The organism is Streptomyces rhizoryzae (assembly GCF_023155275.1).
Taxonomy (GTDB): domain Bacteria; phylum Actinomycetota; class Actinomycetes; order Streptomycetales; family Streptomycetaceae; genus Streptomyces; species Streptomyces rhizoryzae.
Genome location: NZ_JALMUV010000033.1, coordinates 73,069 through 95,045, shown reverse-complemented (window position 1 = coordinate 95,045; position 21,977 = coordinate 73,069). Strand labels below are relative to the sequence as shown.

Annotated in this window: 18 protein-coding genes and 1 pseudogene; 8 read left to right on the top strand and 11 right to left on the bottom strand. The window is 73.6% G+C overall.

Translation table 11 applies throughout. From position 1 onward, the window contains the following. Nucleotides 1-310 (bottom strand): hypothetical protein (locus MUU72_RS24205; protein ID WP_248015490.1); only part of this gene is annotated, 310 nt, incomplete at its 3' end. A gap of 124 nt (nucleotides 311-434) precedes the next feature. Here MUU72_RS24205 and MUU72_RS24200 point away from each other — a divergent pair. Both MUU72_RS24200 and MUU72_RS24195 read left to right on the top strand, forming a co-directional pair. Next, nucleotides 435-2,600 carry a RecQ family ATP-dependent DNA helicase gene (locus MUU72_RS24200; RefSeq protein ID WP_248015489.1) on the top strand — a complete coding sequence of 722 codons (2,166 nt, stop codon included), beginning with the start codon at nucleotides 435-437 and terminating at the stop codon, nucleotides 2,598-2,600. A 258-nt stretch (nucleotides 2,601-2,858) separates the two neighbouring features. Continuing rightward, nucleotides 2,859-3,434, top strand: a pseudogene (locus MUU72_RS24195) (hypothetical protein); the annotation flags it as partial. Between the two features lie 381 nt (nucleotides 3,435-3,815). Here MUU72_RS24195 and MUU72_RS24190 read toward each other — a convergent pair. The 5 genes from MUU72_RS24190 to MUU72_RS24170 all read right to left on the bottom strand — a co-directional run bounded on the left by MUU72_RS24190 (nucleotide 3,816) and on the right by MUU72_RS24170 (nucleotide 8,746). Beyond that, nucleotides 3,816-4,466 carry a hypothetical protein gene (locus MUU72_RS24190; RefSeq protein WP_248015488.1) on the bottom strand — a complete coding sequence of 217 codons (651 nt, stop codon included), beginning with the start codon at nucleotides 4,464-4,466 and terminating at the stop codon, nucleotides 3,816-3,818. A gap of 66 nt (nucleotides 4,467-4,532) precedes the next feature. Next, complete coding sequence (gene rnhB / locus MUU72_RS24185; RefSeq protein ID WP_248015487.1) at nucleotides 4,533-5,234, bottom strand: ribonuclease HII; 702 nt, start codon at nucleotides 5,232-5,234, stop codon at nucleotides 4,533-4,535. Nucleotides 5,235-5,448: 214 nt separating this feature from the next. Continuing rightward, complete coding sequence (locus MUU72_RS24180; protein ID WP_248015486.1) at nucleotides 5,449-6,354, bottom strand: ADP-ribosylglycohydrolase family protein; 906 nt, start codon at nucleotides 6,352-6,354, stop codon at nucleotides 5,449-5,451. An 11-nt stretch (nucleotides 6,355-6,365) separates the two neighbouring features. Continuing rightward, on the bottom strand, nucleotides 6,366-7,025 hold the full coding sequence (locus MUU72_RS24175) for a histidine phosphatase family protein (protein WP_248015485.1): 660 nt from the start codon (nucleotides 7,023-7,025) through the stop codon (nucleotides 6,366-6,368). Between the two features lie 101 nt (nucleotides 7,026-7,126). After that, a complete protein-coding gene (locus MUU72_RS24170; protein WP_248015484.1) occupies nucleotides 7,127-8,746 on the bottom strand; it encodes an ABC-F family ATP-binding cassette domain-containing protein in 1,620 nt (539 codons plus the stop codon). Between the two features lie 119 nt (nucleotides 8,747-8,865). Between MUU72_RS24170 and MUU72_RS24165 the strand changes: the two genes are divergently transcribed. Continuing rightward, nucleotides 8,866-9,567 carry a TetR-like C-terminal domain-containing protein gene (locus tag MUU72_RS24165; protein WP_248015483.1) on the top strand — a complete coding sequence of 234 codons (702 nt, stop codon included), beginning with the start codon at nucleotides 8,866-8,868 and terminating at the stop codon, nucleotides 9,565-9,567. Nucleotides 9,568-9,576: 9 nt separating this feature from the next. Here MUU72_RS24165 and MUU72_RS24160 read toward each other — a convergent pair whose 3' ends face one another. Continuing rightward, entirely contained in the window at nucleotides 9,577-10,182 is a 606-nt protein-coding gene (locus MUU72_RS24160; RefSeq protein WP_248015482.1) for a YdbC family protein, read from the bottom strand. 68 nt (nucleotides 10,183-10,250) lie between these two features. After that, nucleotides 10,251-11,663, bottom strand: coding sequence for an amidase (locus MUU72_RS24155; protein WP_248015481.1), 1,413 nt, complete (start codon nucleotides 11,661-11,663; stop codon nucleotides 10,251-10,253). 167 nt (nucleotides 11,664-11,830) lie between these two features. Between MUU72_RS24155 and MUU72_RS24150 the strand changes: the two genes are divergently transcribed. Next, complete coding sequence (locus MUU72_RS24150; protein WP_248015480.1) at nucleotides 11,831-12,418, top strand: TetR/AcrR family transcriptional regulator; 588 nt, start codon at nucleotides 11,831-11,833, stop codon at nucleotides 12,416-12,418. Nucleotides 12,419-12,722: 304 nt separating this feature from the next. Then, on the top strand, nucleotides 12,723-13,244 hold the full coding sequence (locus tag MUU72_RS24145) for a TerD family protein (protein WP_248015479.1): 522 nt from the start codon (nucleotides 12,723-12,725) through the stop codon (nucleotides 13,242-13,244). Between the two features lie 216 nt (nucleotides 13,245-13,460). Here the strand turns inward: MUU72_RS24145 and MUU72_RS24140 are convergent, their stop codons facing one another. Continuing rightward, nucleotides 13,461-14,075, bottom strand: a complete 615-nt coding sequence (locus MUU72_RS24140) for a CGNR zinc finger domain-containing protein (protein WP_248015478.1) — start codon at nucleotides 14,073-14,075, stop codon at nucleotides 13,461-13,463. Nucleotides 14,076-14,372: 297 nt separating this feature from the next. Between MUU72_RS24140 and MUU72_RS24135 the strand changes: the two genes are divergently transcribed. Together MUU72_RS24135 and MUU72_RS24130 are read left to right on the top strand one after the other, a co-directional pair. Further along, nucleotides 14,373-15,725: an MFS transporter gene (locus MUU72_RS24135; RefSeq protein ID WP_248015477.1), complete on the top strand. Its 1,353-nt coding sequence runs from the start codon at nucleotides 14,373-14,375 to the stop codon at nucleotides 15,723-15,725. Nucleotides 15,726-15,961: 236 nt separating this feature from the next. Further along, nucleotides 15,962-16,825, top strand: coding sequence for an alpha/beta fold hydrolase (locus MUU72_RS24130; RefSeq protein WP_248015476.1), 864 nt, complete (start codon nucleotides 15,962-15,964; stop codon nucleotides 16,823-16,825). 237 nt (nucleotides 16,826-17,062) lie between these two features. On the opposite strand, the gene MUU72_RS24125 is transcribed toward MUU72_RS24130, so the two are convergent. Then, the gene (locus MUU72_RS24125; protein ID WP_248015475.1) at nucleotides 17,063-19,942 is read right to left on the bottom strand and encodes a vitamin B12-dependent ribonucleotide reductase; all 2,880 of its coding nucleotides are present in this window, start codon (nucleotides 19,940-19,942) and stop codon (nucleotides 17,063-17,065) included. Nucleotides 19,943-20,067: 125 nt separating this feature from the next. Beyond that, a complete protein-coding gene (nrdR, locus tag MUU72_RS24120; RefSeq protein ID WP_248015474.1) occupies nucleotides 20,068-20,595 on the bottom strand; it encodes a transcriptional regulator NrdR in 528 nt (175 codons plus the stop codon). A gap of 558 nt (nucleotides 20,596-21,153) precedes the next feature. Between nrdR and lexA the strand changes: the two genes are divergently transcribed. Beyond that, nucleotides 21,154-21,951, top strand: coding sequence for a transcriptional repressor LexA (gene lexA, locus MUU72_RS24115; protein ID WP_248015473.1), 798 nt, complete (start codon nucleotides 21,154-21,156; stop codon nucleotides 21,949-21,951). Nucleotides 21,952-21,977 lie beyond the last annotated feature (26 nt).

Below are 21,977 nucleotides of genomic sequence, written 5' to 3'. Positions count from 1 at the left end.
AGGAGGGGGTTGGGGCGGGCGGGCCGAGCGGGGGGCTGGTGGTCCGGCGGTCGCCACTCGCCTCGTGGTCGCCGTTCCTCGCGTGGCCGCCCTTCGTCTCGGCGTCGTGGGTCGGCTTGATGGCGCGGCCCGTCCCGGTGTCGGCGTTCCTCTTGGTGTCTTCCTTCTTCCTGGTCCTGTTGCTGCCGGTGGTCCCGGTGGAGTCCTTGATCTCTGTGGTGGCCGCGGTGTCTGTGGCGTCCGCGGTGTCTGTGGTGTCCTTGGTGGGCTCGTCGGTGTCGGGCTTCTGCGGTTCGCTGTGCGGATTCATGGCTTGAAGATCTCGCGGCGGAGCGGAGCGCCGCGACCCCTGTGGATAACTTCGGAGTGAGGGGGTTTTCCACAGTTCGGGGGCGGGTTCGCGCGTTGTCAGTGGCATCGGGTTGCATGGAGGCATGAGCAACGAAGACCTGCGTGCCGCGGCCGATGCCGTCCTCAGCCGACTCGTCGGGGATCCCGGCGGGACGGCCACGCTGCGTGCCGACCAGTGGCGGGCGATCGAGGCGCTGGTCGCCGAGGGCCGCCGGGCCCTGGTCGTGCAGCGCACCGGCTGGGGCAAGTCGGCGGTCTACTTCGTCGCGACGGCGCTGCTGAGGGAGCGCGGCAGCGGGCCGACGGTGATCGTCTCGCCGCTGCTCGCGCTGATGCGCAACCAGGTCGAGGCGGCCGCGCGGGCGGGCATCCGGGCGCGCACGATCAACTCCGCCAACGTCGAGGAGTGGGACACCGTCCAGGCCGAGGTGGCGGCCGGCGAGGTCGATGTGCTGCTGGTGAGCCCGGAGCGGCTCAACAACCCGGATTTCCGCGATCAGGTGCTGCCCAAGCTGGCGGCGGCCACCGGCCTGCTGGTGGTGGACGAGGCCCACTGCATCTCCGACTGGGGCCACGACTTCCGGCCGGACTACCGGCGGCTGCGCACGATGCTGGCGGATCTCCCGCCCGGAGTTCCGGTGCTGGCCACGACCGCCACGGCGAACGCCCGGGTGACCGCCGACGTCGCCGAGCAGCTGGGAACGGGCGAGGGCTCGTCCGAGGCGCTGGTGCTGCGCGGTCCGCTGGACCGGGAGAGCCTGAGCCTGGGCGTGCTGCCGCTGCCGGACGCCGCGCACCGGCTGGCCTGGCTCGCCGACCATCTCGACGAGCTGCCGGGCTCGGGCATCATCTACACCCTCACCGTCGCGGCCGCCGAGGAAGTCACCGCGTTCCTGCGGCAGCGGGGGCACACGGTCGCCTCGTACACCGGCAAGACCGAGAACGCCGACCGCCAGCAGGCGGAGGACGACCTGCTGGCCAATCGGGTCAAGGCGCTGGTGGCCACCTCCGCCCTGGGGATGGGGTTCGACAAACCCGACCTGGGGTTCGTGGTGCACCTGGGCTCGCCGTCGTCCCCGATCGCGTACTACCAGCAGGTGGGCCGGGCCGGCCGCGGGGTCGAGCATGCCGAGGTGCTGCTGCTGCCCGGCCGGGAGGACGAGGCGATCTGGAAGTACTTCGCGTCGCTGGCGTTCCCGCCGGAGGAGCAGGTGAGGCGGACGCTGGACGTCCTGGCGGCGGCGGACCGGCCGGTGTCGCTGCCGGCGTTGGAGCCGCAGGTCGAACTGCGCCGCTCGCGTCTGGAGACCATGCTCAAGGTGCTCGATGTGGACGGTGCCGTCCGGCGCGTCAAGGGCGGCTGGACGGCGACGGGCCGCCCGTGGGCGTACGACGCGGAGCGCTATGCCTGGGTGGCCCGGCAGCGGGAGGCCGAGCAGCAGGCGATGCGGGAATATGCCGCGGCGTCCGGGTGCCGGATGGAGTTCCTGCGGCGGCAGTTGGACGACGAGGCGGCGGCTCCGTGCGGCCGGTGCGACAACTGCGCCGGGCCGCGGTTCACCGCCGAGGTGTCCGCGGCGTCGCTGGACGCGGCCCGGGGTGAGCTGGGCCGTCCCGGTGTGGAGGTGGAGCCGCGGCGGATGTGGCCGACGGGTCTGCCGGCGGTCGGCGTAGAGCTGAAGGGCCGCATTCCGGCGGGCGAACTGGCCGCCACCGGCCGGGCGTTGGGGCGGCTGTCGGACATCGGCTGGGGCAATCGCCTGCGGCCGATGCTCGCACCGCAGGCACCGGACGGGCCGGTGCCGGACGATGTGGCGTCCGCGGTGGTGACGGTGCTGGCCGACTGGGCCAAGGGGCCGGGGGGCTGGGCCTCGGGCGCGGCGGACGCCCCGGCGCGCCCGGTGGGCGTGGTCTGCCTCGGTTCGCACAGCCGCCCGCAGCTGATCCGGTCGCTCGCCGAACGGATCGCGGCGGTGGGCCGGATGCCGTTCCTGGGCACGGTGGCGACGGCGGACGACGGCGCCGCGGCGCGGGTGCCGCGGAGCAACAGCGCACAGCGGCTGCGTGCCCTGCACAGCGCACTGGCGCTGCCGCCGGAGCTGGCCGGGGCGCTGGCATCGCTGGACGGCCCGGTGCTCCTGGTGGACGACTACGCCGACACCGGGTGGACGCTGGCAGTGGCCGCCCGGTTGCTGCGCAGAGCGGGGGCGGCCGGGGTGTTCCCGCTGGTCCTCGCGGTTCAGGGGTAGCCGGGGCCGGGGCCGGGGCCGGGGAGCGAGGGGAGGGGGGTCTCGTGTATCGGGGGCCGCTGCGGCGGGCAGGGTTAGGGCACCGCGTGTTTCCGGCCGTACGCGGGGAATTGCTCGTTGCCGCAAGCCTGTACGAGGCGGGAGAATGGCAACTGCTCCCCCGTGTCCGGCCGTTCGCGCTCCGGCCGGACCGTGCGGTGACGAGCCGGCGCCCCCGGCCGCCGCCCGCAGCGCGGACGCGCAGACGAAGGGAGGACGATGGCCTTCGGATTCGCCCGGCCCCCGCAGGAGCCGCCGCCCGAATCGGCGGGTCCCGGTGCTCGGTCGGGGCGGCTGCTGGAGCCCGCGGAGTGGGCGTCGGCGGGCATCCCGCTGCTGCGCAACCCCCGCGAGGTCGTCGCCGGTCTGCACGCCCGTCATCTCCCGGTTCCGGCAACGGTGATCGTGGCGGTGCTGGATCCTCAGGAGCGGGTCGTCGCCAGCGCGTCGTCCCGGGAGCCGTCGGCCGCGCCGGACGGCTGGGAGTACCGCAACGCGCTGCTCGCCCAGCTGCGCCGGATCATCCCGCACGATCTGCGGCTGCGGGTCCCGGTGCGGACGGCGGTGCTGCTCTCCTGCCGGGAGGGCGGGCACCGTTGGACGGAGGCGGACGGGGCGTGGATGTGGGGGCTGCGGGACGCCTGCACCCTGCACGGGCTGCGCTGCGGGGCGTTCATCGTGCTGACCGGGGACCGCTGGCAGGTGCTGGGCGAAGGGCGGGGTGGCCGGCTGCCCCGGGGCGCCTCGTCCGGCGGGAGGCCGCGGAATCGGGCGGACGGGGCGTGGTCCGCTGTGCGCGGCGGCCCGGACAAGGAGGCCGGCCGCGGCCCGGGCGGTCCGGCCGGTGGTGGCGCGGGCGGCCGGGAGGGCGTTACGGGCCCGGTGGCCGCGCCCGGGCCGGAGCCGCGGGCGACGGAAGGGCCCGGGGTGGCGGAGGAGCGGCCGTCCGGCCAGGGACCGGCGGCCCCACAGCACGCCGCGCCGGCGCGGACGGCGGCGCCGGCCGAGCAGGTGCGCAGCGGCCGGGGAGCGCCCCGGCGCGCCGGTGGCGGCGCGGCCGAGGCCCGCCGGCACCCGGCGGCGCGCTGACGGCCCGCACGCCGGGCAAGGAGTGTCCGGGCACGCGAACGAGCCCGGCCGGCCACAGGGCCGGCGGGCCGCGCCGGACGGTGCCGGTCAGGCGTTCGCGCCGAGTGCGGCGTTGATCCGGTCCGGGTCGCCGCAGACGATCAGCAGCGCTCCGGCGCGGGCCATCGCGGCGGGCAGTGCCCGCGCGGCGACCTCGTCATTGCCGCCGTTGAGGGCGACGACCACCACGGGCCGCCCGGTGGCGCGCTCGGCGCCGGCGTCCGCGTAGAAGACGTCGTCCGCGGCGTCGTGCTGGGCCCAGTAGGAGCCCTCGCCGAAGGACAGTTCGTGGGTGGCCCACGGGTGGTTCTCGCCGGTGGTGAGCACCAGGACCTCGCCCGGCGCGCGGCCGGAGTCCAGGAGCAGGTCGACGGCTTCGTCGGCGGCGTCGATGGCGCCGTCGGCGGGTGCCGGGATCAGCTGGAGCTGGGGCCCGGCGGCGCTGTCGGTCTTGGCGGCGGGAGGCTGCGCGGAGCCGGTGCGCTGCGCCGGCGGGGCCGGGACGGGCCCTCGCGACGGGGCGGCGGGTCCGGGCTTGCCCGGACGGGCACTGGACGCCGGTGCGCCTCGCGGCGGGGCGGGACGGGGACCGGGACCAGGGACGGGACGGGGGGTCGGCGCGATGCGGCCGGCGGCCGGAGTTGCGCGGGGACCCGGGACACTCTCGTGAATCTGAGGCTCCTCGGGGATGAGAGGCATAAAGGGATGTCTATCAAACGTAGGTGCGGGACATGACAGGGGGTACCGAATTCCTGCCCGCTCCGCTCAGAAGTCGAAGCCGAGTTGGCCACCGGCCTCCAGAGCGGCTGCTTCGGGGGTGACGCGCACCTTCTTGAGGTGCTGCCACCGGGGCAGGGCGTCCATGTAGGACCACGACACCCGGTGGTACGGCGTGGGACCGTGCTCCTCCAGGGCGGTGCGGTGGGTCGGCGAGGGGTAGCCGGCATTGGCGGCGAAGTCGAAGTCGGCGTACTCCAGGCCGAGTTCGGCCATCATGGCGTCCCGCCGCACTTTGGCGATCACGGACGCGGCGGCGACCGCGATACAGGACTGGTCGCCCTTGATGACCGTCCGGACCCGCCACGGCGCGCCCAGGTAGTCGTGCTTGCCGTCGAGGATGACCGCGTCCGGCCGGACCGGCAGCGCCTGAAGGGCGCGGACGGCGGCGAGCCGCAGTGCCGCGGTCATACCCAGGGTGTCGATCTCCTCCGGTGAGGCGTGACCCAGGGCGTACGAGGTGACCCAGCCGGCGAGCACCGCGCAGAGTTCGGTGCGGCGCTTGGGGGTCAGCAGCTTGGAATCGGTGAGTCCGTCCGGTGGCCGGCGCAGTCCGGTGATGGCTGCGCAGACGCTGACCGGTCCGGCCCAGGCTCCGCGCCCGACCTCGTCGATCCCTGCGACGATCTTGGCGCCCGTGGTGGCGCGCAGTGATCGCTCGACAGTATGGGTGGGAGGCTCGTACGGCATGGCGCCAGCCAGATTACGCCTATTCGGCGCGGGCGTCCGCACCGGATCCGCAGCTGGGGCCCGCGGGGGCCGCCGGAGGGGCGGCTGCGGCGGTCCGGAACGGGTCCGGAAGGCCGGGCCGCCGGGCGCGCAGGGCGCGTCGCGGACGGCGAAGTCGCAGGTGGGAGCGGTGCGTTGCCGGTGAGGGGCCGGTGCGCGCGGACCGGCGGACGGATCAGAGGGCGGGGGCCCAGGAGGGCAGCGGCTCGGTGCGGTCGAGCCATTCCCGGGGCGGGGTGCCGCCGGGGGCCGCGGCGAGGATGCCGCCGACGATGCCGCAGGTGGTGTCGACGTCGCCGCCGGCCCGGGCGGTGGTCCAGAACGCCTGCTCGTAGTCGCCGAGGTGGCGCGCCGCCGCCCAGAGGGTGAAGGGCACGGTGTCGTGGGCGCTGGTGCGGCGGCCGCAGCCGAGGACGGCGGCGACGGTGCCGGGGTCGGCGTAGTCGAGCATGTCCCGGGCCCGGCGGAGACCGGCCTGTACGGCGCTGCGCGGGATCAGTGCGAGGACGCCGTCGAGGAGGTCCGCGGGGCCGAGGGCGCGGGCGGGGTCGGCGACCAGGGCGGCCGCGGCGGCCACGGCCATGGCGCCGACGACGGCCTCGCGGTGCTGGTGGGTGGGGTAGGCCGAGATCTCCGCCTGGTGGGTGGCCTGCTCGGGGTCGTCGGCGTACCAGGCGCCGAGGGGGGCGATGCGCATGGCGGCGCCGTTGCCCCAGGAGCCGTGGCCGTTGAAGAGCGCGGCGGACAGCTCGCGCCAGTCGCCGCCGTCGCGGAGGCTGCGCAGGAGGCGGTCGACGACCGGGCCGTAGGTGCGGCCGGGGTCGTGGTGGTCGGCGAAGGAGCGGGCCAGCGCGTCCTGGTCGATGCGGTGGTGGGTGGTGAGGACGGCCAGGACGGAGCAGGCCATGGCGGTGTCGTCGGTCCAGCGCCAGGGGGCGGGCGGCAGCTCGCGGCGTTTGAGCGCCGGGTAGTGGGCGGGGACGAAGAACTGCGATCCGAGGGCATCGCCGACGGAGAGGCCGCGCAGGCTCGCCAGAGCCCGCGCACAGCGCTCCGTGTCACGGGGGTCAGGGGTCGTCATCGCTGTGCACTCTAACCGGTGGGCCCGTACGGTTCGGGCTCACACCAGCGCTCGAAGGGACGGTCGAGGCGGTAGCGGCCGTCGGGGCCGAGGAGCAGGGTGCGCCATTCGGCGTTGCCCGGGTTGGACAGCGATTCGAAGTCGGCGACCGACCAGTGGAACCACCGCATGCAGAACAGTCGCATGGTCAGTCCGTGTGTGACGATCAGGACGTTGGGCGGGTGGTGGGGGTCCTCGAAGCTGCGCCAGAGGCTCTCCAGGAAGGCGCCCACCCGGTCGTAGACGTCGGCGCCGGACTCGCCCTGCGCGAAGCGGTAGAAGAAATGGCCGTAGGCGTCGCGGTACGCCTTCTGGCGCCGTACGTCGTCGCGGTCCTGCCAGTTGCCCCAGTCCTGTTCGCGCAGCCGCGGCTCCTCGCGGACCCGGACCCGGCCGGGGTCCAGGCCGAGGAGGCGGAAGGTCTGGTGGGTGCGGCGGTAGGGCGAGACGTAGGCGGAGATCCGCTCGGCGCCGAACATCGCGCGCAGCGGACGGCCGGCTTCCGCGGCCTGGCGCTGCCCCGTTTCCGTCAGTGCGAGGGCGTGGTCGGGCTCGCGCTCGTAGACGGTGTCGTCGGCGTTCCCCACGGACTCGCCGTGGCGGAGCAGGACGATGCGTCGGGGCCGGGCCATGCCGCCAGCGTAAAACGCCTGCCCTGTACATGCCGCGTGCGCCCGGCGGGCCGCCGGGGCGGGCGCGCCGGGCCGCACCGGCGCTGCCGCCGGCGGCGGGGTCAGCAGCCGGCGAGGACCGGGCGGCCGTCGCGTATTTCGTACGGGTCGCCGGCGAAGCGGCGGCGGAGCAGGCGGTCGTGGGTGACCACGACGAGCGCACCGGGCCAGGCCGCCAGTGCCTCTTCCAGTTCCTCGACGAGAGCGAGCGCCAGGTGGTTGGTCGGTTCGTCGAGGAGCAGGAGGTCGGCGGGGCGGGCGAGCAGTCGGGCCAGCGCCAGCCGGCGGCGCTGGCCGGCCGAGAGCGCTCCGACCGGGACGTGCAGGTCGCGCTCCCGGAACAGGCCGAAGGACAGCAGCAGGGCGGTCAGCTCCTCGGGATCGCCGGCCAGACCGCGGCGGAAGGCGGCCAGCAGCGGCTCGGCGGGCCGGCTGACCGGGATCTCCTGGGCGAGGAAGCCGATGCGCCCCCGGCGGGCGACGGTGCCGTGGTCGGGTGCGGTGAGGCCGGCCATGACCCGCAGCAGGGTGGTCTTGCCCGCGCCGTTGGCGCCGTGGACGAGGAGGCGCTCGCCGGCGGAGACGGTGAGCGCCTCCACCGCGAGCCGGTCGCCGACCCGGACGCCGTCCAGGCGGACGAGGATGCCGTCGGTGCCGCCGGCATCGGGGGCCGCACGGAAGCGGAGCGGGTCCGGTGGCCGGGGGACGGGCTGGTCGTGGAGGCGGCGGAGCCGTTCCCGGGCGTTGCGCACGCGGCTGGAGACGGAGGACTGGACGCGGCCCTTGTCGCGGCCGTAGGCCATTTTGTTGTTGTCCTTCATGGCCCCGCCCTGGGCGACCTCGTGCGCGGTGCCGGCGGCGTAGGCGGTGAGCCGGCCGATCTCGTCGCACCACTGGTCGTACTCCTGCTCCCAGCGGCGTCGGGCGGCGGCCTTGGCGGCGAGGAAGGTGCCGTACCCGTCGCCGTAGCGGACGAGGGTGCGGCGGTCGGCGTCGACCTCGACGATCGCGGTGGCGACGCGCTGGAGGAAGAGCCGGTCGTGGGACACCGCGAGGACCGTGCCGCGGTGGGCGAGCAGGGCGTCCTCCAGCCAGGCGAGGGCGGCGGCGTCGAGGTGGTTGGTCGGTTCGTCCAGGAACATGACCTCGGGCGCGGCGGCGATCAGGCAGGCGAGCCCGAGCCGGGCCTGTTCGCCGCCGGAGAGGCTGCCGAGAAGCCGGCCGCGGTCCAGGTCCTCCAGGCCGAGGCCGTGCAGGGCGCGGTCGACGCGGGCGTCGGCCTCGTAGCCGCCGCGGAGTTCGAAGAGGGTGAGCAGGTCGCCGTACTCGTCGAGCTGCGCCGGGGTGGCGTCGGCGAGGACGGCTTCCAGGTCGCGCAGCCGGTGCTCGATCCGGCGGAGGTCGGCGAGGGCGGTGTCGATGGCGTGCTGGACGGTGCGGTCCGGTGGGAGGGCGGGGGTCTGGCCGAGATAGCCGGTGCCGCCGTCGGTGGTGAGCACGGCGCGGCCTTCGTCGGGTGGTTCCAGACCGGCGACGAGACGTAGCAGGGTGGACTTGCCGGCGCCGTTCTCGCCGACGATCCCGATGCGTTCGCCGGGGCGTACGGCCAGGGAGACGGTGTCGAGGAGCGGGCGGTCGCCGCGGGTGACGGTGACGTCGTGGAGCGCGATCTGCGTGGGCAAGGGAGCCTCCGGGTGGAGTCAGACGGGCGCCGGGCGGCGCGCCGGAGCGACAAACGCAACTGCTGTAGCGTTACGATGAGGATGGCACACCCCGAGCGCTAATGCAACAGGAGTAGCAATTGTCTGGCGAGGACGAGAAGAAGCGGGCCGGCAGCGGCGATCCGGCGCCCCCCTCCCCCGGCAGCCGCCGACCGGGCGGACGCACGGCCCGCACCCGGGCCGCCGTTCGCGACGCCGTGCTGACCGGTCTCACCGAACTGGGCTATCCCGGCCTGACCGTCGAGTACGTCGCCGAGCACTCCGGGGTCCACAAGACGACGCTCTACCGCCGGTGGGGCGACGTCGAGGGCCTGCTGGCCGATGCCCTGGACCTGGCGGGCGAGGACACCTGGCTGCCGCCCGACACCGGGTCCCTGGAGGGCGATCTGCGCGCCCTCGCGCACGAGATCGTCACCTCGTTCACCGACTCGGCGACGGCCTCCGCCGGGTCTGCGCTGATCGCGGCCGGCTTCCAGTCCGAGCGGGCCGCGACGGCGCTGCGCGCCTACTACACCGAGCGGTTCGCGCGGTGCGAAGCCATCGTGGAGCGCGCCGTCCACCGGGGCGAACTGGCCGCCCCCGGGGGAGCCGTGGACGCCGGGGCGCTGGTCCGCGCCGTCCCCGCGCCGCTGTTCTTCCGGCTCTTCGTCACCCGGGAGCCGGTGGACGCCGCACTCGCCGACCAGGCGGCGGCCGCCGCGCTGGCCGCCGCCCGCGCGGGGGTGTTCACGACCGACGAGCCGGCCGGCGCCGCGCCCGGCGCGCCGGAGCGGGCGGGCTGACCGCGCCGCTCACACCGTCCAGGAGGGTTCGAGCTGCACCACATCGCCCGCGATCGCGCGGACATCGGCGGCTATCTGGGCACGCAGCGCCAGCCGCTCCACCCGCTCCGGGCGGTACTTGCCGCGCTCGGCCGCCGACTGCCACATCGACAGCACCAGGAACTCCTCGCCCGGTGCGCGCCCGACCATCCCCCGGAGCATGCCGGGCGACCCGGCCATGGCCGGGTTCCAGACCTTCTCCTGCATGAGCACGAAGTGGTCCACCCGGTCGGGGCGGACCTGGCAGTGTGCCAGCCGCAGCACGTCCGCATCCCCGAAGGACGGCCGGAATCCCACCTTCACATCGAATTCGTGCTCGAAGAGCCGGACCTGTATGTCCTTGTACGTGCCGTTCTGGGCGGCCGCCAGCCGGTCGTGGGAGCGCGCCATGAAGGAGTCGTAGAACGCCCGGCTCTCCCAGAAGCCGACCAGGTGCGCCACCCCGGGGCGGGACCGGCTCCACCCCCCGGCCTGACCGCGGAAGCCGGGCTCGCCCAGGAGCCCGGCCCACTTCCGCTGCCCCCGTTCGAACCCTCGGCGGTCCACGACGGTGAGGCGAATCCACTTGACCAGCACCGCGCCATGGTACGGCCCGGCGGCGGCCGCGACGCCCGGCCGGCGGTCACCGGCCGCCCGGAACTCCCTTACGGCCGCGGATCGATGGGCGTCAGGACGCCCAGCCGCCGCTCGACCTCCTCCGCGGCCGCCAGGCACAGGTCCTCGCGGTAGGCGCGCCCGATCAGCTGCACGCCGTGCGGCAGCCCGTTCACCACCCCTGCCGGCACCGCCACGGCGGGTACCCCCACGAAGCTGGTGGCGGTGCACAGCCGCATCGCGTTCTGCACCCGCCGGTGGCTCTCCGCGGTGCGCACCTCGTCGTCCGGCGCGAACGGCGGCTCGGTGAACACGGGCCCCAGGACCAGCGGATACGCGTCCAGGAACGCCGCCCAGTCGCGCTGGATACCGAGCCGCGCGCCGGTCAGCCGCAGGTACTCCGGCAACTCCGCGGGGCCGGCGCCGTCCATGCTCAGCTCGATGTAGCGGTGCCCGCCCTCGCCGAGCAGCGGCTTGACCACCGGCCAGGTGGTGGCGAACTCGCTGCGGGTCAGCCGTACGTAGACCTCCAGGGCGTCGTCCAGCCGGGGGACGTCCAGGCCCTCGCACACCTCGTAGCCGGCGTCCCGGAGCGCGTCCGCGGCGCGTTCGACGGCGGCGCGCACCGCGGGGTGGACGCCGCGCCCGCCCGGGTCCGCCACCACCGCCACCTTGACGGGGCGCGGCAGCGGCTCGCCGTAGAGGGGAACCGGCACCGCCCGCGGGTCCCGCGGGTCGGCGCCGGCGAGCACCTCGTAGGCCAGCCGCAGGTCGTCGACCGTACGGGCCAGCGGGCCGTCGGTGACGAGGACCTGGGCGGCGTAGGACGGATCGTCGGGCCCGATGCGGTGGTCGGCGGCGAACCGGCCGTAGGTCGGCTTCAGGCCCGTGACGCCGCAGAACGACGCCGGGATGCGGACCGAGCCGCCGGAGTCGTTGCCGAGTCCGAGCGGTGCCATCCCGGTGGCCACGGCGGCACCGTCGCCGCCGCTGCTGCCGCCGGGGGTGACTTCCGGGTCCCACGGGTTGACGGTGTCCCCGTAGAGCACGCTGCGGGTGTGCACACCGGCGAGGACCATCGTCGGCATGTTGCTGTGGCCGATGGGGATGGCGCCGGCCGCGCGCAAACGGGCCACCGGGGGCGCGTCGGCGCGCGCCACGAAGTCCCGGAACCGCTCCACGCCGAAGGTCGTGGGCACACCCTCGATGGCGGTGGTCTCCTTCACCGTGAACGGCACACCGGCCAGCGGGCCCAGCTCCGCACCCGCGGCACGCCGGCGGTCGGTCTCCGCCGCGGCGGCCCGCGCGCGGTCGGCGAGCAGCTGGGTGACCGCGTTGATCACCGGGTTGACCTCGGCGATCCGGGCCAGGTGCTCCTCCACCAGTCGGGCCGCGGTCACCTCCCCGGCCCGTACTGCCGCCGCCTGGGTGCGAGCAGGCTTCTTCCACAGCTCGTCGGACATGTCCGTAAGACCTCACCGTTCGTCGTCGTCGCGTCGCCGCAGGGGTCAGCGGCCGCCTCGCCGGAGCGCGCGGCAACGCCCTCCGACGTTCCGATACGCCTGCATCGGAACGATCCGATCGTAACCTTGTTTCGATACGCACGCATCGAATAAGGCGGGTACGGAGCATGCCCAGACAGGTGGACCACGAAGGCCGGCGGCGCCGGATCGCCGAGGCCGTGTGCCAACTGGCCGACGAGAGCGGCCTGGAGGGGGTGACGCTCCGGGACGTGGCGGCCCGGGCGGAGGTGTCCATGGGGGCGGTCCAGCGCTGCTTCCGCACCAAGGAGGAGATGCTGGTCTTCGCGCTCACCCATGTCGGTGAACGCATCACCGCGCGGGTGACGGCCCGGCTGGTCGCCTCACCCGCGCAGTCGGCCGGTACGGCACTGGGGCATGCGGCGACCGAGATCGCCCTGCTCCAAGAAGAACGGCGCGCCGAGGCGCGGGTATGGCTGGCCTTCGTCGCGCAGGCCGCGGTCAGCCCGCCGCTGGCCGGCATCCTGCGGGCCAGCTACGCCGAACTCCAGGCACTGTTCGCGCGGTTGATCGGTGAAGCCACCGCGGCCGCCGACCCGGAAACCGCCGCCCGCACCCTCCTCGCCCTCGCCGACGGACTCACCACCCATGTCCTGATCGGGCACCTCTCCCCCGCCGAGGCGCTGCGCGTGCTGGACGGCCACCTCACCCGCTTGTGGGGCGACCGGGCGGAGTGAACCACCCGGCTCACGACGCCACGTGGGACCTGCCGACCGAGAGCACCGTGCGCTCCCCCGTCGAGCCAATGCACCGCATTGCACCGGCCCTTTGCGCCACATTGCACCGAGCCCCGGAGGGGCATTGCGCGGACGCCCGCGAGTCATTGCCCTGGAGCCGGGAACACCGGTGCCGCGGTGCGCCCTTACCGGTCCGGTGACCGTCGTCACGTGGCACGATGAGCAAACATGGGGAAGTCCCGGGGAGTTGTCCGCCGAGGCGCGGACCGGCTGGGCCACGGGAGCTGACGGAAGGGGATGCCCGGTGAGCACGCTCAACAAGGGGATCGACAAGGTCGTGGTGGCGCTCGGATGGGACCCCAGCCCCATCGGTGAGCCGGACATCGACCTGGACATCATCGCGGCGACGTACCCGGCGGACGCCCCGCACGGCGCACCGGCCTACCTGGTGCACTTCGACAGCCGGTCGCCCGACGGCACCATCACCCTCAACCGGGACAGCCGGACCGGCCAGGGCTTCGGCGACGACGAGGTCATGACGCTGGAACTGGACCGGCTCTCCGAGCGGTACTCCCGCGTCGTGGTGGGCGTGGTCATCCAGCAGGAGCACGGCCGCCGGGTGTTCGGCGAGGTGGCGAACACGCTGGTCGAGGTGCGCGAGGGCTACACCCGGCTGGCGCGGCACGACTTCGCGGGCGCCGCGGACGCCACCGCGGCGACGGTCGCCGAGTTCGCCCGGGACGCGTCGGGGGAATGGCGGTTCACGCCCGTACTGCGCGGGTTCGACGCCGACCCGGACACGTTCACCCAGGTGATGGGCAGCTGAAGCCGGCCTGACGGGGACGCGCCCGACAGTTCTCGGACGTGGAGCGGGAACGTGGGAGGGGAAGCGGCGGCATGCCGCTTCCCCTCCCGCACCTCCCCCTTCCTACCCGCCACCGGCAGCCCTGCCGTCCGACGGGGTGTCGGCGGCGGCACGTCACCCACGGCAGATCGGGGCGGCCGCGGACAAGGGCAGCCGCACCGGCCGCCGACGGCCCCCTCACCCGCCCGCCTTCTTGCGGCGGCGGTGGGCGGCGACCCGTTCACGGGTGGCGCAGGCCGACGAGCAGTAGCGGCGGGCGCTCCCCGGGCCGGTACCCAGATAGAGCACGGTGCAGCCGGCCGCCGCGCACTCGCCCCAGGGGACACGGCCGTACTCGGTCAGGATCTGGGCGAGCGCCAGCGCGCTGGAGGCCAGGAACCAGTCGGCCCAGCTCGCCTCGTCCCCCCGGTCGACGTGCAGGTGCCAGGGGTGCCCGCCGTGCCGGGAGAGCCGCGGCCGGGCGCCGCAGGCGGCCAGGAGGTCGTTGAGGGCGTGGGCGGCCCGGTCGGTGTCGGTCTCGGTGAGGACGGCGGTGATCCGGGCGGCGGCGCCGCGCAGCGCGTCGGCGTCCCGTTCCGTGAAGGCCCGCTCGGTGAGGTCGGCGGGGCTCTCGCCGTGGCGGGCGAGGAGTTCGGCGAGGGCGGCGCGGGACAGGTCCGGTGCCGCCCGGACGGCGTTGGCGAGGTCGATCAGCCGCTCGGCGGGCCGGAAACCGGCCCGCGCCCACTCGCCGCCGCCGATCCCGCCGCCCCCGCCCGCCCCGCCGCGGACGCCGTGCCCGGTGGACCCCATGCGCATCGCCTCCCCACTGCTGCCGCACCCGCCGCCGACGGACAGCCCCTCGACGACCGGCCCTGCCACAAACGGGCGTCCGGCCCAGGGTGCCACCTCCGGGCGTCTGCTGACGGAGGGCGGACCGCACACGGGCGCGCGCAGGACCTTCCTCACCTTCACACCGGCCGGCCTTCGCCCACCCGCTGCCCGACGCCCGCATTCCACTGTAACGTCTAGGTGAAATAAGCCGTTACGAAGAGGTGCGGGCCGCTCGGGGCAAGGTCCTGGCGGCGGCACCTGACGGAGGAGACCGGTATGTACGGCGTCCGTGGTTCCGCTTCCGCTGGATTACCGCGCTATCTGGCCGTTGCGCTGCTCGCCCGGGTGGCCGAGGAGGGCATGGCGGTGGCCGCGGTACTGCTCGCGCTCGCGCGGACCGGCAGCGCGGCCCAGGGCGCGTTCGTCCTCACGGCCTGGATGGCGCCGCACGTACTGGCCGCTCCCCTGGTGGGGGCGGCGGCCGGCCGGACCCGGCGGCCGCAGCTCTTCCACCTCGCCGCCCTCGGCGGTTTCGCCGCCGCCATCGCGGCCCTCGCGGTACTCACCGGACGCGCACCCGCCCCGGTGACGCTGGCCGTGGCCCTGATCGGCGGGAGTTGCGGACCGGTGGTCTCGGGCGGCCTGTCGGGGCTGGTCGCGGCGCTGGTCCCGGCGGGCCCGGCGCGCGACCGCGCGTACGCGCTGGACGCCGCGACCTACAACGCCGCCTCGGTGGCCGGTCCGGCGGCCGTCGGCACGCTCGCCGGGTTCTGGTCGCCGGGCCCGGCGATGGCGCTGCTCGCCGGGGTGGCCGCGGTGGCCGCGGTACTGACCCCCGGCCTCTTCCGCGACCATCCTCGCCCCGGCGCCCGTACGGACGGCACCGCGCGCACGCCGGAGGTGCCGCGTACCGGCCCGGCGGCGGGTCCGGCCGCGCTGGTGCGCGTCCGCGAGCTGCGGGCCATCACCGCGGCCACCTGCCTCGCGTTCCTCGGGATCGGTGGGCTGACCACCACCGCGGTACTGCTCGCCGCGCACCGGGGCAGCGCGGGGAGCGGCAGCGCTCTGCTGACCGCGTTCGCCGCCGGGGCGCTGGTCGGGTCACTGGTCGTGGCCCGTTGGCCGCCGCGCCTGTCCGCCCAACCGGTGGCGACCGCCGCCCTGTTGGGCACCGGGATGGCACTGGGCGCCGCCGCGTTGGTTCCCGCCCCGGCGGTCGTGGTGGCGCTGTTCGTCGTCGCCGGGCTCTGCGACGGTCCGCTGCTGACCGCAACGCTGCGGATCAGGGCCGAGCACGCCCCGGCGGCCGTACGGACCCAGGTCTTCACGCTGGGCGCCGGCCTGAAGATCACCGCGGCGGCCTGCGGGGCGGGCCTCACAGGACTGGCCGCCGCGCTACCGCCGACCACGCTGCTCCTGGGCATCGCCGCCCTCCAGATCGCGGCCGCCCTGCTGCACGCTGCGCTCCTACGGGTCCCGAGCCGGCGGCCCCCGGTCGACGCATCCGAGGCCGGACCGCACGAATCCAGCACAGCCGACCCGTCCGGCCCACCCGCCCCGCGCGACGCATCCAGTCCATGCGACGCACCCGGCACACCCGGCCGCACCTCCTCAAGCCCACCCCACTGAGACACCTGGCGTACGCCGCCCGCCCCTCTCCCGAAAAACCGATCCGGGAAGCGAAATCCCCCACCTCTCGGCCAACGGATCACGCCATCCCCCTGGCGGCCGGCCCTCCCCCGGCCGACCCGGAATTACCAACCACCCTGCGCATTCCCCCAGTTAGCCAATCCCGCATCCCGCCGCCCTCCCGCCCCACTGAAAAACTCTTGCCCTATGCGTCACACGCCTCAAGGATTACCGCCATGCCTGTTCTCACCGCGCCCGATGGGACCGCGCTCGCCTATCACCTCCTCGGGAAAGGCGAACCGCTGCTCTGCATCCCCGGCGGCCCGATGCGTGCCTCGGCCTACCTCGGCGATCTGGGCGGCCTGGCGGAGCACCGGCAATTGATCCGGCTGGACCTGCGCGGCACCGGCGAATCCGGCATTCCGGCCGATCCGACGACGTACCGCTGCGACCGGCAGGTGACTGACGTCGAGGCGCTCCGCGCGCACCTCGGTTGCGAAAATATCGACATTCTCGCGCACTCGGCGGGCGGCGATCTCGCCCTGCTCTACGCGGCCCGCTTTCCGCACCGGGTGCGCAGCCTCACCCTGGTCACGGCCCGGGCCCGCGCCCTGGGTGTCGATTTCACCGTCGCACACCGCCGGGAGGCCGCCGCCCTGCGGTCCGGCGAACCCTGGTACCCGGCCGCGTACCGCCCCTACGAGGCGGTCTGGGCCGGGACCGCCACGGACGCCGACTGGGACGCCATCGCCCCGTTCTTCTACGGCCGTTGGGACGCGGCGGCCGCGGCGCACGCAGCGGCCGAGGTGCCGCAGACCAACGAGGAGGCCGCGGAGCGGTACGCGTCGTCCGGGGCGTTCACCCCGGCCTCGGCGCGCGCCGCGCTCGCCGGGTCGGCCGCGCCGGTGCTGCTGCTCGCCGGCGAACTGGACAGCGGCCCGCTGCCCCGGGTCGCCGCGGAGATCGCCGCGCTGCTGCCGGGTGCCGAGCTGATCGTGCAGCCGGGCGGCGGCCACTACCCGTGGCTGGACGACCCGGGCGGCTTCACCCGCACCGTCACCTCGTTCCTGTCACAGACGCGCCCCGCCCGGCCCCGGTAACCAGGCCATCGGCCGCCGGCCCCCCGAACGCCTCAGGGAAATGCATCAGGGCGGCGCCCCCGGGTTTCCCCGGGTGCACCGCCCTGAATGTTCTCAGCTCACGCTGCCCGGCGACTCACGCCCACCGGGCCGCGGCGCCCTGGAGGCACCGCCCCGCGGGCATCACCCCCGGGCCGGCCCCTCCAAGGCACCACCCCCGGGGCGGCACCCGAAGGCGCCACCCCAGGAGCCCTCACCTCAGCTGCAGCCGCTGGTCGACCCGCAGCCCTCGCAGAGGTAGCAGCTGCCGGCCCGCTGCATCTTGGTGCCGCAGGAGAAGCAGAGCGGGGCGTCCGCGTTGATGCCCAGCTGCATCTCGACCAGTTCGGCGTTGGTGTGCGCCTGCTTCGGCGCCGGGGCGGCGGCCTCCTCGACCACCTTGGCCGGGGCGGCGGCCTTCGGCGTCTCCACCTTCGGCGCGGACTGGGCCAGGCCCTCCACGTCGACCTCGTCCTCGGGCAGCTCGTACGAGCCGGTCTCCAGGTGGCGCTGGCGCTCCTCGACGGAGTGGATGCCCAGGGCCGAGCGGGTCTCGAACGGCAGGAAGTCCAGCGCCAGGCGGCGGAAGATGTAGTCGACGATCGACTGCGCCATCCGCACGTCCGGGTCGTCGGTCATACCGGCCGGCTCGAAGCGCATGTTGACGAACTTCGAGACGTAGGTCTCCAGCGGCACGCCGTACTGGAGGCCGACCGACACCGCGATGGAGAAGGCGTCCATCATGCCCGCGAGGGTCGAACCCTGCTTGGACATCTTCAGGAAGACCTCGCCCAGGCCGTCGTCCGGGTAGGAGTTGGCGGTCATGTAGCCCTCGGCGCCGCCGACGGTGAAGGACGTGGTGATACCGGGACGCCCCTTCGGGAGACGCTTGCGGACCGGGCGGTACTCGACGACCTTCTTCTCCGCGGGCTGCTCCGCGGTCTCGGCCTTCTTCTCCTCCTCCTTCTTCTTGGCGGAGAGCGGCTGGCCGACCTTGCAGTTGTCGCGGTAGATCGCCAGCGCCTTCAGGCCGAGCTTCCAGCCCTGGAAGTAGACGTCCTCGATGTCCTCGACGGTGGCCGTCTCCGGGACGTTGACCGTCTTGGAGATGGCGCCGGAGAGGAACGGCTGCGCGGCGGCCATCATCCGGACGTGGCCCATCGGGGAGATGGAGCGCTCGCCCATGGCGCAGTCGAAGACCTCGTAGTGCTCCGGCTTCAGGCCGGGGGCGTCGATCACGTTGCCGTGGTCGGCGATGTGGGCGACGATCGCCTCGACCTGCTCGGGCTGGTAGCCGAGCCGCTTGAGCGCCTTGGGGACCGTGTTGTTCACGATCTGCATGGAGCCGCCGCCGACCAGCTTCTTGAACTTGACCAGCGCCAGGTCCGGCTCGACACCGGTGGTGTCGCAGTCCATCATCAGGCCGATGGTGCCGGTCGGGGCCAGCACCGACGCCTGGGCGTTGCGGAAGCCGTTCTTCTCGCCGAGGCGCAGCACGTCCTGCCATGCCTCGGTGGCCGCGGCCCAGACCGGGGTGTCCAGGTCGTCCATCCGCTTGGCCTCGGCGTTGGCGTCGGCGTGCTGCTTCATGACGCGCTTGTGGGCGTCGGCGTTACGGGCGTAGCCGTCGTACGGACCGACGATCGCGGCCAGTTCGGCGGAGCGCTTGTAGGAGGTGCCGGTCATCAGCGAGGTGATGGCACCGGCCAGCGCGCGGCCGCCGTCGGAGTCGTAGGCGTGGCCGGTGGCCATCAGCAGGGCGCCGAGGTTGGCGTAGCCGATGCCCAGCTGGCGGAAGGCGCGGGTGGTCTCGCCGATCTTCTGGGTCGGGAAGTCCGCGAAGCAGATCGAGATGTCCATGGCCGTGATGACCAGCTCGACGACCTTGGCGAACCGCGCGGCGTCGAAGGACTGGTTGCCCTGGTCGTCGTCGCGGAGGAACTTCAGGAGGTTGAGCGAGGCGAGGTTGCACGAGGAGTTGTCCAGGTGCATGTACTCGCTGCACGGGTTGGACGCGGTGATCCGGCCCGACTCCGGCGAGGTGTGCCAGTGGTTGATGGTGTCGTCGTACTGGATGCCGGGGTCGGCGCAGGCCCAGGCGGCCTCGGCCATCTTGCGGAACAGGCCCTTGGCGTCGACCTCCTCGATGACCTCACCGGTCATCCGGCCGCGCAGGCCGAACTTCGCGCCGGTCTCGACGGCCTTCATGAACTCGTCGTTCACGCGGACCGAGTTGTTGGCGTTCTGGTACTGGACGGAGGTGATGTCGTCCCCGCCCAGGTCCATGTCGAAGCCCGCGTCGCGCAGCGCGCGGATCTTCTCCTCTTCCTTGACCTTGGTCTCGATGAACGCCTCGACGTCGGGGTGGTCGACGTCGAGGACGACCATCTTGGCCGCGCGGCGGGTGGCGCCGCCGGACTTGATCGTGCCGGCGGAGGCGTCCGCGCCGCGCATGAAGGAGACCGGGCCGGAGGCGTTGCCACCGGAGGAGAGCAGCTCCTTGGAGGAGCGGATGCGGGAGAGGTTCAGGCCGGCGCCGGAGCCGCCCTTGAAGATCATCCCCTCTTCCTTGTACCAGTCCAGGATCGACTCCATGGAGTCGTCCACGGAGAGGATGAAGCAGGCGCTGACCTGCTGCGGCTGCTGGGTGCCGACGTTGAACCACACCGGGGAGTTGAAGCTGAAGATCTGGTGGAGCAGGGCGTAGGCCAGCTCGTGCTCGAAGATCTCGGCGTCGGCCGGGGAGGCGAAGTAACCGTTCTCCTCGCCGCTCTTGCGGTAGGTCTTGACCACGCGGTCGATGAGCTGCTTGAGGCTCGACTCGCGGGCCGGGGAGCCCACCGCGCCGCGGAAGTACTTGCTCGTGACGATGTTGACCGCGTTCACCGACCAGAAGTCGGGGAACTCGACGCCACGCTGCTCGAAGTTGACCGAGCCGTCGCGCCAGTTGGTCATGACGACGTCACGGCGCGCCCACTCGACCTCGTCGTACGGATGCACGCCGGGGGTGGTGTGGATGCGCTCGATGCGCAGACCCTTGCCCGCCTTGCTGCCCTTGGCGCGGGAGCCTCGTGCCGGGCCGCTCGTCGTCTCTGTCATTCCGCCTCCCTGTATACGGGCAAACGCCCATATGTGCACACAAATTCCGTGGCACGGTGTATGTCTTTCCGGGACCGGGGCGCCCTGCTCTCGCCCCGGCCCAGGTCTGGTGATGCGCGCCGAGCTCAGTCGGCGGCGGTGGCGGGCGCGGGAACGGCCGGCTCGCCGGCCTCCTCGTCGCCCCCGCCGTGCGCGGGCGGCCCCTGCTCGCGCTGCTCCCGCAGCTCGGCGATGGCCGCCTCGAAGTCCTCAAGTGAGTCGAACGCCCGGTAGACGGACGCGAAGCGCAGGTACGCGACGAGGTCGAGTTCCTGCAACGGGCCCAGTATGGCGAGCCCGACGTCGTGCGTGGTCAGCTCGGCGCTGCCGGTGGCGCGCACCGCCTCCTCGACCCGCTGGCCGAGCTTGGCGAGTGCGTCCTCGGTGACCGGGCGGCCCTGGCACGCCTTGCGCACCCCGGCGATGACCTTGGTGCGGCTGAAGGGCTCGGTGACCCCGCTCCGCTTGATCACCATCAGGGACGCCGTCTCGACGGTCGTGAAGCGCCGGGAGCAGTCGGGGCACTGGCGCCGGCGACGGATGGCCGTCCCGTCGTCCGTGGTGCGGCTGTCGACGACCCGGCTGTCCGGGTGCCTGCAGAAGGGGCAGTGCACGGCTCCACCCTCCTCACCCTCGAAACGGACGCACGCCGACGGAACCGGCGTACGGCGACTGGCCTCCGGCCGGTCCGTACGGGCCCTTCGGAGCAGCCACAAGCATAGGCGATCCCTGGGGCCCGACAGACCCGGCACCACAACTTGTAGGTGGCCGAACGCATCTAAGCACTAGATGTGGTGTCGGGGCGCTTATATCTGCCTACCGCGTGTCGCGGTGGCGGCCGGCCGCCGGACCGTCCAAGAGGGTACGGGAAGCCACCCGGCGGCGGGACCGGAGGGGCGGGGATGACACAATCGGCGGCGCCACGGCGGGCACCCGCCGGGGTGGCGCGCACCGCTTTCCGGGACGGCGTTCCGGAGGGCATTCCGGACGGCAATCCCGGCGGGAATCGGAGCGCGGCATCCCGCAGGTCCGAATTGCCATTCGGCCATACACCGCACTGCTTGATCAGGTCAGCCAATCGCGGAATTTTTCACTCGAACGTGTGTTTGGCGCAACCTTTCGAAAGCAACTACCGTTGGCTAACTAGGGAGAACATTTCGAGAGGGGCCGACGTGACCACCACCGCAGACAGCGCGACCATCACCGCACAAAGCCACTCCCAGAGCCGATTCGAGCAACCGCAAAGGGCACCGCGGCCGATGGACGAGACCACGTCGGACTCCGAAGAGCACAAGCCCGCCCGCGCACTGCCGGGCCGCCCGCCCGGTATCCGCGCCGACAGCTCGGGGCTCACCGACCGGCAGCGCCGGGTGATCGAGGTGATCCGGGATTCGGTCCAGCGGCGCGGCTACCCACCGTCCATGCGGGAGATCGGCCAGGCCGTCGGCCTCTCCAGCACCTCCTCCGTCGCCCACCAGCTCATGGCGCTGGAGCGGAAGGGCTTCCTCCGGCGCGATCCGCACCGCCCGCGGGCGTACGAGGTCCGCGCCTCGGACCAGCCGACGAGCGCCGCGACGGAGACCGCCGGCAAGCCCGCAGCCTCCTACGTCCCGCTGGTCGGCCGGATCGCGGCCGGCGGCCCGATCCTGGCCGAGGAGTCCGTCGAGGACGTCTTCCCGCTCCCCCGCCAGCTGGTCGGCGACGGCGAGCTGTTCGTGCTGAAGGTCGTGGGCGACTCCATGATCGAGGCGGCGATCTGCGACGGCGACTGGGTCACCGTCCGCCGCCAGCCGGTCGCCGAGAACGGTGACATCGTCGCCGCGATGCTCGACGGCGAGGCCACCGTCAAGCGCTTCAAGCGCGAGGACGGCCATGTCTGGCTGCTGCCGCACAACTCCGCGTACCAGCCCATTCCGGGCGACGAGGCGACCATCCTCGGCAAGGTGGTCGCGGTGCTCCGCCGGGTCTGACCCGCCCCTCGACCGGGCCCCGGGAA

Excerpts from the sequence above, each read along its gene's own strand:
- MUU72_RS24200 (WP_248015489.1), top strand. The coding sequence starts at position 435 with ATGAGCAACGAAGACCTGCGTGCCGCGGCCGATGCCGTCCTCAGCCGA.
- MUU72_RS24190 (WP_248015488.1), bottom strand. The coding sequence starts at position 4,466 with ATGCCTCTCATCCCCGAGGAGCCTCAGATTCACGAGAGTGTCCCGGGT.
- rnhB (WP_248015487.1), bottom strand. The coding sequence starts at position 5,234 with ATGCCGTACGAGCCTCCCACCCATACTGTCGAGCGATCACTGCGCGCC.
- MUU72_RS24180 (WP_248015486.1), bottom strand. The coding sequence starts at position 6,354 with ATGACGACCCCTGACCCCCGTGACACGGAGCGCTGTGCGCGGGCTCTG.
- MUU72_RS24175 (WP_248015485.1), bottom strand. The coding sequence starts at position 7,025 with ATGGCCCGGCCCCGACGCATCGTCCTGCTCCGCCACGGCGAGTCCGTG.
- MUU72_RS24155 (WP_248015481.1), bottom strand. The coding sequence starts at position 11,663 with ATGTCCGACGAGCTGTGGAAGAAGCCTGCTCGCACCCAGGCGGCGGCA.
- MUU72_RS24150 (WP_248015480.1), top strand. The coding sequence starts at position 11,831 with ATGCCCAGACAGGTGGACCACGAAGGCCGGCGGCGCCGGATCGCCGAG.
- MUU72_RS24140 (WP_248015478.1), bottom strand. The coding sequence starts at position 14,075 with ATGGGGTCCACCGGGCACGGCGTCCGCGGCGGGGCGGGCGGGGGCGGC.
- MUU72_RS24135 (WP_248015477.1), top strand. The coding sequence starts at position 14,373 with ATGTACGGCGTCCGTGGTTCCGCTTCCGCTGGATTACCGCGCTATCTG.
- MUU72_RS24130 (WP_248015476.1), top strand. The coding sequence starts at position 15,962 with ATGCCTGTTCTCACCGCGCCCGATGGGACCGCGCTCGCCTATCACCTC.
- MUU72_RS24125 (WP_248015475.1), bottom strand. The coding sequence starts at position 19,942 with ATGACAGAGACGACGAGCGGCCCGGCACGAGGCTCCCGCGCCAAGGGC.